The sequence below is a fragment of the Streptomyces spororaveus genome (assembly GCF_016755875.1).
In the GTDB taxonomy this organism is placed as follows: Bacteria; Actinomycetota; Actinomycetes; order Streptomycetales; family Streptomycetaceae; genus Streptomyces; species Streptomyces spororaveus.
Genome location: NZ_BNED01000005.1, coordinates 7,421,081 through 7,436,840, shown reverse-complemented (window position 1 = coordinate 7,436,840; position 15,760 = coordinate 7,421,081). Strand labels below are relative to the sequence as shown.

Sequence of the window (15,760 nt, the reverse complement as noted above, 5' to 3'; positions counted from 1 at the left end):
GGTAACAGAAGGTCTAGACCAAATCCCGCCCTTGGGCCCGCTCCTGCGCGCCCGGGTGGTGGACGTAGGCGGTACTGCTGCTGCGGTCCTCGTAGGTGCGATGGAAGACCGGGGTCGCGGAGCCGGAGATCGGCGGCACGATCCAGGACCAGTCGGCACCCACCTCGCGCCCTTTGCGCTCCTCGCGTTCCATGTGGGACAGGAACCGCCGGGACTCGGAGTGGTGGTCGGCGATGGTGACCCCGGCGCGGTCGAAGGAGTGCAGGACGGCCCGGTTCAGTTCGACGAGTGCGCGGTCCTTCCAGAGGGACCGGTCGCTGGAGGTGTCGAGCCCGAGGCGGCGGGCGACGGCCGGGAGGAGGTTGTAGCGGTCGGTGTCGGCGAGGTTGCGGGCGCCTATCTCGGTACCCATGTACCAGCCGTTGAACGGCGCGGCCGGGTAGTGGATGCCGCCGACCTCCAGGCACATGTTGGAGATGGCGGGTACGGCGTGCCAGCGCAGCCCCCATTCCGGCCAGCCGCCGCCGTCGGGATGGTCGATCGGCACCTCCAGGACGGCGTCCGCGGGGGTGTCGAACCAGCGGGGCTTGTCGTCCACACCCTGGACCACCAGCGGCAGGAGGTCGAAGGGGGTGCCGGGGCCGCCGGACCAGCCGAGCCGGAGGAGGGCCTCGGTGAGCGGGGCGTTGCGGGCGTCGCCGACGGTTATCGAAGGATGGTCGCCGTAACCCGCGTATCTGACCAGTTGCTCGCTCCAGATCAGCGGGCCGGGGCGGTCCGGGGTGTCCGGCGCGAAGACCGTGATCGTGGGCCTGACCCGGCCCCGGTTGGTCGCCTCGCGCAGATGGTCGAAGCACTCGGCGGCGATGTCGTCGGCGTCGGTGACCCCGCGGCGGTCGCGGACCCGCAGCGAGTTCCAGTACAGCCGCCCTATGCAGCGGTTGCTGTTGCGCCAGGCCACCCGGGCCCCGTGGGCGAGTTCCTCGGGGGTGTGCACATAGGTGCCGGTCTCGGCGAGCTCGGCCCGCACGGCGGCGAGGCGGGCGCGCGGATCGCCGGCGTCCGCGGTTTCCCGGTGGAAGAGTCGGATGAACTCCTCGGCCGCTTCCCACACCTGAGCGGTGGTGGAGCGCTGTTGAAGAATTTCCATTCCGGGCCGTTACCCCCTGTCCGACCAGATCCACCCTGTACGTGTCGGATGAATGTGCAGTAAACAATTACCCGTTGTACATGCCGCAGGTCAGCGTGGGGTGGTTGTCAGCCACGGAGCACACCTTGGGGTGATCCTCACGGATCGGGCTGCGGCAGGGCGCGCGGGGGCGTAAGATCCGGCGCGTTCCGGGAGTTGTCCGCATTCCGGTCAGCGGCAGGGGCGGCTCATGTAGAGCGCCTGCTCGCCGGCCGCGGGGGTGCCGCCGTACAGCGCGGTGTCGAGGCCGCAGAAGGTGAACCCCATGCGCCGATAGGCGTGCACCGCCGGGGCGTTGACCGAGCTGACCTCCAACCACAGGTGCTCCGCGCCCCGTTCGCGGGCGAACCGATCCGCGCGGTCCATCAGTGCGCTGCCGATGCCGCGGCCCCGGTGGCCGGGCGCGACCTCGATGTCCTCGACGGTCAGCCGCCGGTTCCAGGCGGTGTAGCCGACGGCGGCGAACCCGCACAGCAGCTCGCCGTCGAGGGCCACGAAGGTCCGCGCGTCGGCGTCCGAGTCCTTCCCGCCGCCGAAGACCTGCTCGTCGTGCTCCTCCGGCGGGAACACCTTGTGCACGGGCGGGTCCACGGGGACCTCGCGGAGCAGGAAGCCGAAGCCCGCGGCATCGCCGGAGCCCGGGTCGCTCACCTCGAAGACCGTGGCGGTGGTGAAGGAGCTGTCCAGGGCCTCGATGGCACCCGCGTCCCCGGGGCGCGCGAGGCGGTAGACGATTCCGTCGGCCGAGCCGTGTGCGGTGGTCATGGGATCCACCGTACGCAAAAAATCCCCCGGCCGAATTGGCTGCCGAGGGAGGGAAGAGCGTATATTCAATGGTTCACGACTTCGCTTAGAACGGAGCCGTGAGGAAGCTTACGAGGACACTGTATCGCGGCAGGAGTGCAATTGTCAACCGAGGAATTCCGGAAAGAGCAGCAATTCGTCACCGACCTCTATCGACGCCTCGACGGATTGCGTGACCAGGCCGAACGGGCGGTCGAAGGGGCACTGCGCGATGTCGGCACCGGGTTTCAGGCCCGGCTGGAGCGGGACGTCCTGGTCGCCGAGCAGTCCGGTCTGCTTTCCGCGCTGAATGCGGGCGAGAACGGCCTCTGTTTCGGCCGTCTGGAGTTCTCCGACGGCCGGGACCACCACATCGGCCGGCTCGGAATCCGGGCCGACGACACCGACCGCACCCCGCTGGTCCTGGACTGGCGCGCGGACGTGGCCCGCCCCTTCTACCTCGCCACCGGTCACACCCCGATGGGTCTGCGCCGCCGCCGGCACATCAGCAGCCGGGAGCGCGTGGTCACCGCCCTGCACGACGAGATCCTCGACCTGACCGACGCGGAGCGCACCGGGCACGAGGGCGCCGACGCGGACGCCGTGCTGCTCGCCGCGCTCGACGCCGCCCGGACCGGCCGGATGCACGACATCGTGCGCACCATCCAGGCCGAGCAGGACCGGATCATCCGCTCCACGCACCGCGGGGTGCTGGTCGTCGAGGGCGGTCCCGGCACCGGCAAGACCGCCGTCGCGCTGCACCGCGCCGCGTACCTGCTGTACGCGCACCGGGAGCTGCTCGCCAAGCGCGGGGTACTGATCGTCGGACCGGGCCCGGCCTTCCTCGGCTACATCGGCGGGGTGCTCCCCGCCCTCGGCGAGACGGGCGTACTGCTGGCCACCCCGGGTGAGCTCTTCCCCGGTGTGCACGCCACCGGGACCGACCGCCCCGGGGCCGCCGCGGTCAAGGGGCGGGCCGCCATGGCGGAGGTCCTGGCCCGGGTGGTGGCCGACCGGCAGCGTCTGCCGGAGACCCTCCCGGCGGACACCGGCGAGGAGTACGACACCGTCCCCGAGCCGGCGCTGGAGATCGACCACGAGGAGTACGGGACCCTGCTGCTGGACCGCACCATGGCGTACGAGGCACGGGACCGCGCCCGGGCCACCGGCCTGCCGCACAACCAGGCGCGTCCCTCCTTCGCCTTCCCGATCATCGACGCGCTCACCGCGCAGCTCGCCGACCGGCTGGGCGCCGATCCGTACGGCGGACCGAACCTGCTCGGCCCGGACGACGTCGCCCAGCTCGGCAAGGAGATCGCGACGAGCGCCGCCGTGCACGCGGCGATCGACACGCTGTGGCCCTCCCTCACCCCCCAGCGGCTGATCTCCGACTTCCTCGCGGAGCCCACGCACCTGCCCGCGCACGAGGCCGCGCTGATCCGGCGCGCGCCCTCGGCCCGGCCGCGGTGGACCCCGGCCGACGTGCCGCTCCTGGACGAGGCGGCCGAGCTGCTCGGCGAGGACGACAGCGCCCGGCGGGCCGCCGAGGAGCGGGACCGGCAGCGGCGCATCGCCTACGCGCAGGGGGTGCTGGACCTCTCCGAGGGCTCGCAGTCGTACGAGTTCGAGGACGAGGAGAACGAGTTCCTCGCGGCCCACGACATCATCGACGCGGAGCGGATGGCCGAGCGCCACGAGGAGGCCGACCACCGCAGCACCGCCGAGCGGGCCGCGGCCGACCGCACGTGGGCCTTCGGGCACGTCATCGTGGACGAGGCGCAGGAGCTGTCCGCCATGGCCTGGCGGCTGCTGATGCGGCGCTGCCCGACCCGCTCCATGACGCTGGTCGGCGATCCGGCGCAGACGGCCGACGAGGCGGGGTGCGGCTCGTGGGAGCGGATCCTCGCGCCGTACGTGGGCGAGCGCTGGGAGCTGGTCCGGCTGGGGGTCAACTACCGCACGCCGGCCGAGATCATGGAGGTGGCGGCGGCCGTGCTGCGGACGCGCGATCCCGGTTTCGAGCCGCCGCGTTCGGTCCGGGCCACCGGCGTGCTGCCGTGGGCGCACCCCACCGGCGACCTGGCGGCCGCGACCCGGGAGGCCGTGGCGCGGGAGCTGCCCGCCGAGGGGCGGCTCGCGGTGATCGCGCCGCGGGCGCGGCACGCGGCGCTGGCCGCCGTACTGCCGGGGGTACGGGAGGGCGCGGAGCCGGATCTGACCCGGGAGGTGGTCCTGCTGGACCCGCGCCAGGCCAAGGGGCTGGAGTTCGACACGGTGATCGTGGTGGAGCCGGCCGAGTTCCGGCCGAGCGATCTGTACGTGGCGCTGACGCGGGCCACCCAGGCCCTCGGGGTGGTGCACACCGCCGGCCGGCTGCCGGCGGGGCTGGCGGAGTCCGCGGAGGGTCTGCTCAGGCGCTGATGACGAGCGGCGCCCGGGGGTCGGTGCGCAGCGGCGTGGCGAGGGCCACGAGGGTGTGCTCCAGGCCGTGGAGGTGGGCGAGGGCCGGTTCCGCGGCGGCCGGCCGGGGGTGCGGTGCGGTGGCGAGCTCCGTGGTGGCGCCGGGGGCGGTCAGGGCCTCCACGGCCGCCTCCACGCGCCAGCAGGCGGCGGCCAGCCGGGCGTCGTGCGAGGCCTGGGGGTCGGCGGCGACCGTGACCAGCCCGCGTACGTCCCGGGCGCAGTCGTCGAGCAGCGCGAGCACCTGCCGGGCCCGGGCCTTACGGGCGCGCAGCGGGCTCAGCGGGTGCACGAGGGGCGCGAGCGCCATCCGTACCCGGCCCAGGAGCAGCTCCAGTTCGGCGGCGTGCGGGGCGGGGTCGGCGTCCGGGTCGCCCGCGAGGCGGTCCAGTGCGGCCGCGGTGCAGGCGCGTACGCAGTGCAGGGCGCGCTGGATCCAGGCGTCGTTGGCCGCGTGGGTGGTGACCGGGAGGATGATCACGACGGCAAGGGCGGCGCCGAGTGCGCCGATCGCGGTCTCCTGGAAGCGCAGGAGCAGCAGTCCGGGGTGCAGGACGCCGAGGAGCCCGTAGAGCAGACCTGCCATGACGGTGACGAAGAACATCATCCAGGAGTACGAGGGCGCGGCCGTGTAGAAGATCCCGAAGACGCATACGGCGACCAGTGCGGCGGTGGGCGCCGGCGCGCCGTGCAGGGGTACGGCGATCAGCAGCCCGGCGGCGATGCCGACGACGGTGCCGAGGACGCGGCGGAAGCCCCGTACGAGGGTCTCGCCCCGGGAGGCGGTGTTCACGAAGATCCACCAGGCGGTGCCGACGGCCCAGTACCAGCGGTCGTCGGAGAGCGCCTGGCCGATGCCGAGCGCGAAGGCGCAGGCGGCGGTGGCCTGGAAGGCCTGCCGGGTGGTCGGCCGCGCGAGCCCCGTTCCGGGCAGGCCGGGCGGGGCCGCGGGGGGCGGGGTGCGCCGCTCGATGGGCCACAGCAGGAAACGCACGGCTCCGGAGGCGACGAGCGCCAGGCCGACCGCGGCGAAGAGCTCGGGCAGCTGCCCGGGCCGGGCGTGCAGGAACTGGGTGACGAAGAACATCATGAAGCCGAAGATCCCGAGGGCGTGTCCGCGCGGGCCGAAGCGGCGGGCGTACACCCCGGCGAACACCACGGCGAGGAAGGCGGCGTCCCGGGCGAGCGGCACCCCGTGCAGGGCGGTGGCGAGGGCCAGGACGGGGAATCCGGCGACGGGCAGCAGGGCGGTGGTGAGGCGCTGGGCGCGGACGTCCGCGTCGAGAACGGTGAAGAGGGCGAGGAGGGCCGCCAGCCCCCCGGTGATGGAGGCGGTCTGGGAGAGACCGCACACTTCGGCGAGCGCGACGGCGGCGGCGACGCCGATCACCGCGCGGGCCGAGTTCCGCAGTCTCATACGCCCCGGATCCGGAGCCACGAACATCCTCTTCACGGCGGTGTGCCGCCCCCCTTGCAGTGGTGCGCGCCGGCCAGACGCCGCCCGGGGGTGGTGGGCGGCGGACGGGCACGGCGAAGGCGCCGCGCTCCGGAACCGGCCTCGTTGCCGTCCGGCGCTGCGCGGCGCCGTAAGTACATGGATACGCCACAGATAAGCATCCGGGGGCCCACTGGCTCAACCCGGCCCTCCAGCACTGGGCCATTGGTACAGCTGGGGCACGGACATGTCGGCCATGGGACTGCCATCGGACCACCCCCGACGGGAGCCGCCCACCGGCCGGGTCGCGCCGTCGTGGCCGACTCTCGTCCCCGTGACCACGCGCTGTTATCGTGCAGCGACCCGCGGGACGTACGGAAGGGGACCGACGTTGACGCGAACGGCGGAGTCCGGGGAGGCCGAGGCGTTCAGCCGGGCCGCCGTGGCGGTGTTCCGGCTGAACGGACGGTTCACCGCGGCCCTGGACCGGCTCGCGCTCGCCTCGGGGCTCAGTGCGGCGCGCTGGCAGATACTCAGCACGGTGACGGATGAATCACTGTCCGTGTCCGCCGTGGCGCGCCGGGTGGGGACCACCCGGCAGAGCGTGCAGCGCATAGCGGACCTGCTGGTGCGGCAGGGGCTCGCGATCTACCTGGAAAATCCGGCGCACCGGCGGGCGAAGCTGCTCACCGCCACCGAGCAGGGCGCGGCCGCGAAGCGGGAGATCGACTCCTGTCTCGCGGAGCTCGCCCGGCAGTTGTGCGAGGGCCTCGGCGGCGAGGAAGAGGTGCACCGCACGGCCGAGGTGCTGCGGGGGCTGTCCGGCGCGTTGTCGTCGATCGGATCCGACGACTCTGCGTGAAGCCCGCGCACGTGTCCACCGCTATACGGACAAGCTGGCCTGAAACCGCCCGTGTTTTTCCAAAGAGTTGACTGCACCGAGGAACGCTCTTTGCGGTACCGTTCGCGCCTGACGCGGGGTTTCAAGGCCGGGGGACCTTTTGAATCGGTTTGTCTTCAGAGTGCTGGGGCCGCTGCTCGTCCAGACCGATGACGGTCCGCTGCGTATCCATGGCCGACGCCAGGCCACGGTCCTGTCCATGCTGGTGCTCTACGCCGACCGGATCGTGTCGGTGGACACCCTGGTGGACGCCGTCTGGCCGGAATCTCCCCCGGCGACGGCCCGCAACCAGATCGCCATCTGCGTGGCCACCCTCCGCAAGACCTTCAAACAGGCCGGGGTGACCGATCTGCTGATCACCTCTCCGCCGGGCTACCTGCTGGCCAAGGGCGAGCACCGGATCGACGTCCAGGAATTCCTGGAGCGGGCCGAGCAGGGGCGGGACGCCGCCCGGCACGGACGGACCGAGGAGGCGTGCACGCAGTTCGAGGAGGCGCTCAGCATCTGGCGCGGCTCCGCGCCGGACGAGCCGTCCGGCTCCCGGCTGGAGGCGGAGACCACCAGGCTGGAGCAGATGCGGCTGGCGCTGATGGAGGAACGCGCCGGGATGATGCTCCAGCTGGGCCGGCACCGCGCGCTCACCGGTGAGCTCACCGAGCTGGTCGCCCGCCACCCCCTGCGCGAGCAGTGCCGCGAACACCTGATGCTGGCCCTGTACCGGTCGGGGCAGCGGGCCGAGGCCCTCGACGTGTTCCTGCAGGGCCGCCGGTTACTCACCGAGCAGCTCGGGATCGAACCGGGTCCCGGACTGCGCCAGTTGCACGAGCTGATCCTGCACGACTCCCCCGAACTGACCCGGCCCCCCGCCCATGCGGCGCCCGCGCCGGCGGCCTTGAGCACCGTCCCGGCGCAACTGCCCGCGGACGTGATGGCGTTCACGGGCCGGCAGCGGGAGATGGCCTCCCTGGACCGGCTCCTGAAGGAGCCGTACAACCCTCACACCCCGGCGCTGGCGACCATCGTCGGCGTGGGCGGGGTGGGCAAGACCGCGCTCGCGGTGCACTGGGCGAGCCAGGTCGCCGACCAGTTCCCGGACGGACAGCTCTTCGCCGACCTGCGCGGGTACGACGAGGAGCACGCGCCGGTGTCCCCCGCCGCCGTGCTCGACCGGTTCCTGCGCGCCCTCGGGATCGGCGCGCCCCAGATACCGGCCGACCCCGACGAGCGGGCCTCGCTGTTCCGGAGCCTGCTCAGCACCCGCAAGACGCTGATCGTCCTGGACAACGTACGCTCCTTCGACCAGCTCAGACCCCTGCTCCCGGGTGGCGGACGCAGCGTGGTGCTGGCCACCAGCCGGGAGAGCCTGGGCGATCTCACCGGGGACTACACGGCGCTGACCCTGCGCCTGCGGATGCTGGAGCCGACCGAGGCGACGGCGCTGCTGATCAAGCTGGCCGGGGCCGACCGGTTCGGCAGCGACCCGGTGGCGGTGGAACAGCTGGGCGCCCTGTGCGACTGCCTCCCGCTCGCGCTGCGGATCGCCGGCGCACGGCTGGCGGCCAAACCCGGTCTGAGCGTACGGAGCCTGGTGGCGCGGCTGCGCGACCACCGCTCGCGCCTCGACGTGCTGAGCCCGGGCGAGGGCGGGGTGCGGGCCGGATTCCGGCTCACCTACCGGGACCTGCCGCCCGAGGCCGCCCGGATGTACCGCAGGCTCGGGCTGCTGCGCACGGCGGACTTCGCGGCCTGGGCGGGGGCGGCCGTACTGGACACCGACGTGTGGCACGCGGAGGAGCTGATCGACCACCTGGTCGACGCGCAGCTGCTGGAGGTGGCCGACGCCGAGCCGGGGCGGGCGGCCCGCTACCGGTTCCAGGACCTGCTGCGGCTCTTCGCCCGCGAGCGGGCGGAGTCAGACGAGCCGGAGGGGGAGACGGACGCCGCCCTGGAGCGGGCCTTCGCGGCCTGGCTCTGGCTGGCCGAGGAGGCACACCGGCGGATCGACGGGCGGGAGTTCCCGGTGGGCCGGACACCGGAGGCGGCCCCCCGCTTCCTGCCGGAACTGGCCGACGAGCTGCTGGCCACGCCTATGGACTGGTTCGAGTCGGAGCGCACGGCCGTCACGGACCTGGTGGCGCACGCGGCGGAGACGGGCCGGGCCCGGTACGCGTGGACGCTGACCGAGAGCGCGGTACCGCACTTCGAGACGAAGAACTATCTGGAGGACTGGCAGCGCTGCGCCGAACAGGCACTGGCCTCGGCCCGGCGCGGCGGCGACGAGCCCGGCGAGGCGACGATGCTGCGGCTGCTGGGGTCGCTGGCGATCTACCAGCGGCGGTACGAGCAGGCCGAGGGCTGGAACATGGCCGCGCTGCGGCTGCTGCGCCACACCGGTGACGTGGGCGGGGCGGCGCTGGCCCAGCGGAACCTGGCCATGTGCGCGCGGTTCCAGGGCGACTGGGAGCGGGCCCTGGAGTACTGCGAGGCGGCCCTCGGCGGTTTCCACGCCTCGGGTGACATCGGGAACGAGGCCCATCTGCTCGGCTTCCAGGCGCAGATCGAGCTGGACCGGGGCAATGTGGGCGGGGCGCTGCCCCTCGCCCAGGAGGCGGTGGCGCTGAGCCGGCGTACCGGATCGGTGCGGGCGGAGGCGCAGAGCGTGTACCGGCTCGCCGAGGTGCGGCTGCGCGCGGGAGATCTGGGCGAGGCCGCGGAGGCTTTCGGCGCGGTCCTGCGGCTGACCCGGGGCGAGGGCGACCGGGTCGGGGAGGCACACGCGCTGCGGGGGCTGGGGCAGACGCAGTGGAGCCAGGGCCTGCTGACGGCGGCGGGGGGCACGCTGCAGCAGGCCCTGGAGATCACGGATGAGCTGGCGGACCGTTTCCTGTACGCCCGGGTGGAGACCGATCTCGGATGCGTGGAGGCGATCGGCGGCCGCTCGGCGGCGGCGGCGGAGAGGTTCCGGCGGGCGCGGGCCGCTTTCGGCGAGGTCGGCGCGCAGCCCTGGCGGGCGCAGGCCGGCCGGCTGCTGGCGGCGGTCCAGGGTGCGGCGGACGCGTCGGGTGCCGCGGACGCGTCGGGTGCGGCGGGCGGTGGGAGCGCCGGTGAGCTGCCGCATCGTTCCTTCACCGCGGCGGAGTTGACCTTGCTGCTGACGCACCCGGAGGACGATAAGGCGTAGCGGGTGCCGGAGCAGGCCGAGACCCCCGCTCGTCGAGGACCCGCCGCCGTACCGGCGCAACCAGATCTTCCGCGGACTGCGGCACGGCCTGGTCGACATGGCATCCGCGAGTGACCCGGCGGGAACGGGCGGGGGCGGGTCAGCCCCAGGGCATGTCGCCGTGCTTGCCGGCGGAGCCGTCGCGCGGCGGGTCCAGCGGCTTGACGATGCCCCAGGGCATGTCGTCGTCCGCCTGCGTGGTGGTCCGCGTGTCCGCCAGGACCGCCGCCGCTCCCCCCGTGCCGGCGAACACCCCCGCGAGAACGACCAGGCAGGCCGCCGCCGTGGTGTTCGCCGTCTTCGCCGTCCGCGTGCTGCGCATCTGGGAATCCCCTCTCGGTGGAGCATCACTGCCGCTCGCTGCGGCACGAATGGAACAGTAGGGACGCCTCCTTTTCCTTCCGTGTTCCATCGATTTCGTGACCCGGTCCGCCCTCGAAATCGCCACGATATCGAGGAGACAACGCGCTCCACTAGCTTCGTTCAGAGATTCTTCTCCATGAATCACGGATGGGGCGGTACATGGAATTCCGAGTGCTCGGGCCAGTCGAGGTACGGCGGGACGGCCGCCGGGTCGCGTTCTCCGGGGCGAAGCTGCACACCGTGCTCGCGGCGCTCCTCGTGGCCCGTGAAGAGGTGATCTCCGACGAACGGCTGTGCCGGCTGCTGTGGGGCTGGGCTCCGCCGGCCACCGTCAGCGCACAGCTTTACACCTATGTTTCCCGCTTGCGCAAGATTCTCGGCGAGGACGTTCTGATCGATCGCCGGCCGCCCGGATATGCCATGAGCATCGGTAATGCGACTCTTGACCTGAGTGAATTCGAGAAGCTGGCACTCGGGGGCCGCGAGGCGCTGATCGCCGAGGACTTCGACAAGGCCGGTGAGCTGCTGCGCGGCGCCCTGGCCCAGTGGAACGGGATGCCCTTCGCCAACGCCACGGAGTACCTGGCCGACGCCGAGGCGCCGCGGCTCACCGAGGCCCGGGCGGTCACGCTGGAGCACCGCATCGCGGCCGACCTCGCGCTGGGCCGGCACGAGCAGATCACCGGTGAGCTCACCGGCCTGGTCGCCGAGTTCCCGCTGCGGGAACGCATCCGGTGCCAGCTGATGACCGCCCTGTGTCGGTCGGGCCGGCAGGCCGACGCCATCCACCTCTACCATCACGGCCGCGCGGTGCTCGCCGACGAGCTGGGCGTGAATCCCGGCGAGGAGCTCCAGGCCACCTACCGGGCGCTGCTGGAGGGCACGCTGGACCGGCAGCCGCGCTCCGCTCCCGCCGTCCTCGGCGGCGGCACCCGGCGGGACGCGGCCGGCCGGCCCGACGGCGCCCCGGCCATGCTGCCCCCCGACACCGTCGACTTCACCGGCCGGGAGCCCGAACTGGAGCTGCTGTGCCGGGCGCTGGCCCCCGACGCGCAGGGCTCCGGGCGGCCCCGCCGGGTCCTGGTCACCGGTATGGCCGGGCTCGGCAAGACCGCTCTGGCCGTCCACGCGGCCCACCGCTGCCAGCGGCACTTCCCCGACGGGCAGTTGTACGCCGACCTGCGCGCGCCCGACGGTACGCCCCGGCACCCCACCCGGGTGCTGCGCGGGCTGCTGCGCGCGCTGGGCCCGATGGACGACGTGCCGGCCACCGAGGACCAGGACCAGCTGGTCCGCCTCTACCGGGAGCGGATCCGGGGCAGGCAGCTGCTGATCGTGCTGGACAACGCCTCCGGGGCCGCCCAGCTGGGGCCGCTGCTGCCCAACACCCCGGAGCCCGCGGTCCTGGTCACCGGGCGGACGGCCCTGCCCACCGTGGCCGGGGCGCACACGGTGGCCCTGGCTCCCCTCGCGCCCGGGGACTCGCTGGAGCTGCTCTCGGCCGCGGCCGGCCCCGCCCGGGTCGCCTCGGCACCCGGTGCGGCGTCCGCGATCGTCGAGCACTGCGCCGGTCTGCCGCTGGCCCTGCGGATCGCGGGGACCCGGATCGCCGCCCGGCCGCACTCCACCCCGGACCGGCTGGCCCGCAGGCTGGCGGATCCCCTGACCCGGCTGCGGGAACTGCACTCGGGCGATCTGGACGTGCACGGCTCGCTGCTGCCGTCGTGGCGGGCGCTGGACCCCGAGGTGCGGGCGGTGTTCCCGGCGCTGGCCGCTCTGGGGCCGCAGCCGTTCCCGGCCGCGGACGCGGCGATGTCGCTGAGCCTGCCCGAGACCGAGGCCGAGCGGCTGCTGGAGGCGCTCGCCGATGCGGCCCTGCTGGAGGTCAGTGGCGCGGACGAGTGGGGCCAGCCCTGCTACCTGTTCCACCCGCTCGTACGGCTCTTCGCACTCTCCCTGGGCGAGGCGGCCCCGCCCGACCGCAAGCCCGCCGCCCGGACGGAACATAACCGGCGGCTAACTCACCGCCCCTAGCCTCGGCCTGCCCCGCAGCAGGGCGCTCCGGCCCGTACGACCCCGCCACGCACCAGCCCACGGCCAACGGCCCGTGACACCGAATGGAGTTGGACCATGACCGAGCTCCTGCCCGCTCGCGCGGACAGTGCCGCGTCCTTCCCGATGACAGAGACGCAGCAGGCACTGATGATCGGGCGAGGTGAAGCAGTCGAGCTCGGCGGAATCGGCTGCTACGGATACTTCGAATGGGAGCGCGCGGACCTCGACGCCGAGCGGTTCGCCGCCGCCTGGCGCAAGGTGGTCGCCCGTCACGACATGCTCCGCGCCATCGGCCGCACGGACGGCACCCAGTGGGTGCCGGCCGACCCGCTGCCCTTCGGCATACCGGTCGTGGACCTGAGCGAGCTGTCCGCCGAGGCCTCCCGGGAACGGCTCGCCGAGCTGCGCGACGAGATGAGCCACGTGGTCTTCCCGGTGGGCAGCTGGCCGCTGTTCGACCTGCGGATCATCCGGCTGGGCGGTCCGGGGAACCTGAGCCGGGTTCACCTCGGGATCGACCTGCAGGTGCTGGACGCCTCCAGCGCCTTCCAGGTGCTCTTCCCCGAGCTGGTCGACCTGTACGAGGACCCGGACGCCGAACTCCCGGAGCCCGGTATCGGCTTCGCCGAGTACGCCCGCTGGCGCGCCGACGCCCTGCCGCACACCGAGGCCTTCCGCACCGCCCGCGACTACTGGCTGGAGCGGGTGCCCACCCTCCCGCCGGCCCCCTCGCTGCCCACGGGCGGCTCCGCGGGCACCGGGCGCGAGGTGCGCTTCGACCGGCGCGAGCACCGCCTCTCCCCCGCGGACTGGCAGCGCTTCTCGGCACGCGCGCACGAGGCGGGTCTGACGCCGTCGGTCCTGCTCACCGCGGCCTTCGCCGAGGTGGTCCGGTGCTGGGCGGAGGAGTCCGACTTCACCATCAACTACCCGGTCTTCCAGCGCCCGGCGGTGCACCCGGACATCACCGGCGTGCTCGGTGACTTCACCAACGCCGTGATGCTCGCCGCCGACGGTTCGGGCGCGACCTTCCTGGACCGGGCGCACGCCCTGCGCGACCAGCTCGCCCGCGACGCGGAGCACGGTGCCTTCAACGGTGTCCGGGTGCTGCGCGAGCTGACCCGGCTGCACGGGGTGGGCGCGCAGGCCGGCATGCCGGTGGTCGTGACCAGCCTGCTCGACTATCCGGTGCGCCGGCCCGTCACGGACCTGGGCCGGGAGGTGTACTCGATCTCGCAGACCCCGCAGGTCTCGCTCGACGTACAGCTGCGCGAGCTGGCCGGTGAGCTGCGGGTCATCTGGGACTTCGTCGACGGGGCGTTCGCGCCCGGCTTCGTCGACGCCGCCTTCGGCGTGTACGTGGACCTCTTGACCCGGCTCACCGACGACCCGGACAGCCTGCACACCGCGCGCTTCGACCTGATCCCGCCGGCCGAGCGGACGCTGCGCCGCCGGGTCAACGACACCGCCGGGCAGATCCCGTACACCACCCTGCACGAGCTGTTCGCCCGGCAGGCGGAGCGCACTCCCGAGGCCGAGGCCGTGGTGGACGCCGCCGGACGGCGGCTGAGCTACGGCGAACTGGCCTCGTACGCCTGGCGGATCGGGCACACGCTGCGGGACCACGGGGTGGCCCCGGGCGAGCTGGTCGCCGTCGTGATGGAGAAGGGCTGGGAGCAGTACGCCGCGGTGTACGGGATCCTCGCCGCCGGCGCCGCCTACCTGCCGCTGGACCCGTCCGTGCCGCCGGAGCGGCTGCGCCGCCTGCTCGCCGAGGCCAAGGCCGACCGGATCCTCACCCAGTCCTGGCTGGAATCCCGGATCAGCTGGCCCCCCACGGCCCGCCGCTACCGGGTGGACAAGGACTTCGAGTCGGGCACGGACACCCGTCCCGACACGGCGCAGACCCCGGCGGACCTCGCGTACACGATCTTCACCTCGGGCTCGACGGGTGAGCCCAAGGGCGTGATGGTCGACCACATCGGTGTGGTCAACCTGATCCGTGATGTCGCCGAGCGCTTCGAGGTCGGTGCGCGGGACCGGCTGCTGGCCATCTCCGGGCTGCACTTCGACGCCTCGGTCTACGACGTGTTCGGGGTGCTGACCCAGGGCGGGACCGTGGTGCTGCCGCCGCCGTTCGAGCACGCCGAGCCCGATGTCTGGGCCGATCTGGTGCAGGCGGAGCGGGTCACCCTGTGGAACTCCGTACCCGTCCTGATGGAACTGCTCGTCGGCGAGGCCGAGGTCCGCGAGCGGCGCGGCGGCAGCCGACCCCTGGAGTCCCTGCGGCTGTCCGTGCTCTCGGGCGACTGGATCCCGCTGACGCTGCCGGACCGGCTGCGGGCGCAGAGCCCCCGGATCCAGGTGGTGGGTTCGGGCGGTCCGACCGAGACGATCTGCTGGTCGCTGTTCCAGCCGATCGGCGAGGTCGATCCGGCCTGGACGAGCATCCCGTACGGCAAACCGATCACCAACCAGCGCTACTACATCGTCGACGCGGCCGCCTACGAGCGTCCGCTCGGCGTGGTCGGCGAGATGGCCGTGGCCAGCGACGTCGGGCTCGCGCTCGGCTACTGGAACGACGCGGAGCGCACCGCGAACCGCTTCGTGCACCTGCCGGAGAGCGGCGAACGCGCCTATCTCACCGGGGACCTGGGCCGGTACCTGCCGGACGGCAGCATCGAGATCCTGGGCCGGGACGACTTCCAGGTGAAGATCCAGGGCCACCGGATCGAGCTCGGCGAGATCGAGGCCGTGCTGCGCCAGGACGCCGCGGTCGAGGCGGCCGTGGTGGTGGCCCCGGCCAGCGCCCACGGGGTGCGGCGGCTGCACGCCTTCGTCGTGGCCGACGAGGACGCGGCCGGGCCGGTGCTGGAACGCCTCGCCGCACAGCTCCCCGGCTCCATGGTGCCGGCCGCGCTCACCGTGCTGCCGGAGCTGCCGCTGACCCGCAACGGCAAGGTGGACCGGCTGCTGCTGGCCTCCTCCGCCGGGCGGCAGCAGTCCGCCGACGAGGCGGCCGTACGGGACGCCGGGGACGGGCCGGGCAGCGCGCTGGAGCTCGTGCTGTGCGCGGCCGTCGCCGACATCCTCGGCCTGGACGGGGTGGCGCCCGGCGACAACTTCTTCAGCCTCGGCGGCGATTCGCTCAGCGGTACCCGGCTGGCCGGCCTCCTCAAGGAGCTGCTGGGAGTGCCGGTTCCGGTGAAGACCGTGTTCCAGAACCCGGTGGTCTCCGAGCTCGCCGAGAAGATCGCCGCGGACGGGCAGCACGGGGCGGAGGCGGTCGCCGCCGCGGAGGCCTTCGGCGAGCTGGAGGCGGACGAGCCCGGCGCGTCGGCCTAGGCCGGCCCA

At 73.2% G+C, this 15,760-nt stretch carries 9 protein-coding genes; 5 read left to right on the top strand and 4 right to left on the bottom strand.

The window, feature by feature from the left end:
• Positions 1-13 precede the first annotated feature (13 nt).
• Together Sspor_RS35940 and Sspor_RS35935 are read right to left on the bottom strand one after the other, a co-directional pair.
• Entirely contained in the window at positions 14-1,150 is a 1,137-nt protein-coding gene (locus Sspor_RS35940; protein ID WP_202202834.1) for a nitric oxide synthase oxygenase, read from the bottom strand.
• A gap of 210 nt (positions 1,151-1,360) precedes the next feature.
• Positions 1,361-1,954, bottom strand: a complete 594-nt coding sequence (locus Sspor_RS35935) for a GNAT family N-acetyltransferase (RefSeq protein WP_202202833.1) — start codon at positions 1,952-1,954, stop codon at positions 1,361-1,363.
• 141 nt (positions 1,955-2,095) lie between these two features.
• Between Sspor_RS35935 and Sspor_RS35930 the strand changes: the two genes are divergently transcribed.
• On the top strand, positions 2,096-4,393 hold the full coding sequence (locus Sspor_RS35930; RefSeq protein ID WP_202202832.1) for a HelD family protein: 2,298 nt from the start codon (positions 2,096-2,098) through the stop codon (positions 4,391-4,393).
• On the opposite strand, the gene Sspor_RS35925 is transcribed toward Sspor_RS35930, so the two are convergent.
• Positions 4,383-5,876, bottom strand: a complete 1,494-nt coding sequence (locus tag Sspor_RS35925) for an FUSC family protein (protein ID WP_202204062.1) — start codon at positions 5,874-5,876, stop codon at positions 4,383-4,385. The genes Sspor_RS35930 and Sspor_RS35925 overlap by 11 nt on opposite strands.
• 382 nt (positions 5,877-6,258) lie before the next feature.
• On the opposite strand from Sspor_RS35925, the gene Sspor_RS35920 reads away from it, so the two are divergent.
• Together Sspor_RS35920 and Sspor_RS35915 are read left to right on the top strand one after the other, a co-directional pair.
• A complete protein-coding gene (locus Sspor_RS35920) occupies positions 6,259-6,729 on the top strand; it encodes a MarR family winged helix-turn-helix transcriptional regulator (protein ID WP_237404177.1) in 471 nt (156 codons plus the stop codon).
• Positions 6,730-6,889: 160 nt separating this feature from the next.
• The gene (locus Sspor_RS35915; protein ID WP_272934857.1) at positions 6,890-9,949 is read left to right on the top strand and encodes an AfsR/SARP family transcriptional regulator; all 3,060 of its coding nucleotides are present in this window, start codon (positions 6,890-6,892) and stop codon (positions 9,947-9,949) included.
• 139 nt (positions 9,950-10,088) lie between these two features.
• On the opposite strand, the gene Sspor_RS35910 is transcribed toward Sspor_RS35915, so the two are convergent.
• The gene (locus tag Sspor_RS35910; RefSeq protein ID WP_202202829.1) at positions 10,089-10,310 is read right to left on the bottom strand and encodes a hypothetical protein; all 222 of its coding nucleotides are present in this window, start codon (positions 10,308-10,310) and stop codon (positions 10,089-10,091) included.
• Positions 10,311-10,510: 200 nt separating this feature from the next.
• On the opposite strand from Sspor_RS35910, the gene Sspor_RS35905 reads away from it, so the two are divergent.
• Both Sspor_RS35905 and Sspor_RS35900 read left to right on the top strand, forming a co-directional pair.
• Entirely contained in the window at positions 10,511-12,385 is a 1,875-nt protein-coding gene (locus Sspor_RS35905; protein WP_202202828.1) for an AfsR/SARP family transcriptional regulator, read from the top strand.
• 96 nt (positions 12,386-12,481) lie between these two features.
• Complete coding sequence (locus Sspor_RS35900; protein ID WP_202202827.1) at positions 12,482-15,751, top strand: non-ribosomal peptide synthetase; 3,270 nt, start codon at positions 12,482-12,484, stop codon at positions 15,749-15,751.
• Positions 15,752-15,760: the final 9 nt, after the last annotated feature.

Excerpts from the sequence above, each read along its gene's own strand:
- Sspor_RS35935 (WP_202202833.1), bottom strand. The coding sequence starts at position 1,954 with ATGACCACCGCACACGGCTCGGCCGACGGAATCGTCTACCGCCTCGCG.
- Sspor_RS35905 (WP_202202828.1), top strand. The coding sequence starts at position 10,511 with ATGGAATTCCGAGTGCTCGGGCCAGTCGAGGTACGGCGGGACGGCCGC.
- Sspor_RS35910 (WP_202202829.1), bottom strand. The coding sequence starts at position 10,310 with ATGCGCAGCACGCGGACGGCGAAGACGGCGAACACCACGGCGGCGGCC.
- Sspor_RS35925 (WP_202204062.1), bottom strand. The coding sequence starts at position 5,876 with ATGTTCGTGGCTCCGGATCCGGGGCGTATGAGACTGCGGAACTCGGCC.
- Sspor_RS35940 (WP_202202834.1), bottom strand. The coding sequence starts at position 1,150 with ATGGAAATTCTTCAACAGCGCTCCACCACCGCTCAGGTGTGGGAAGCG.
- Sspor_RS35900 (WP_202202827.1), top strand. The coding sequence starts at position 12,482 with ATGACCGAGCTCCTGCCCGCTCGCGCGGACAGTGCCGCGTCCTTCCCG.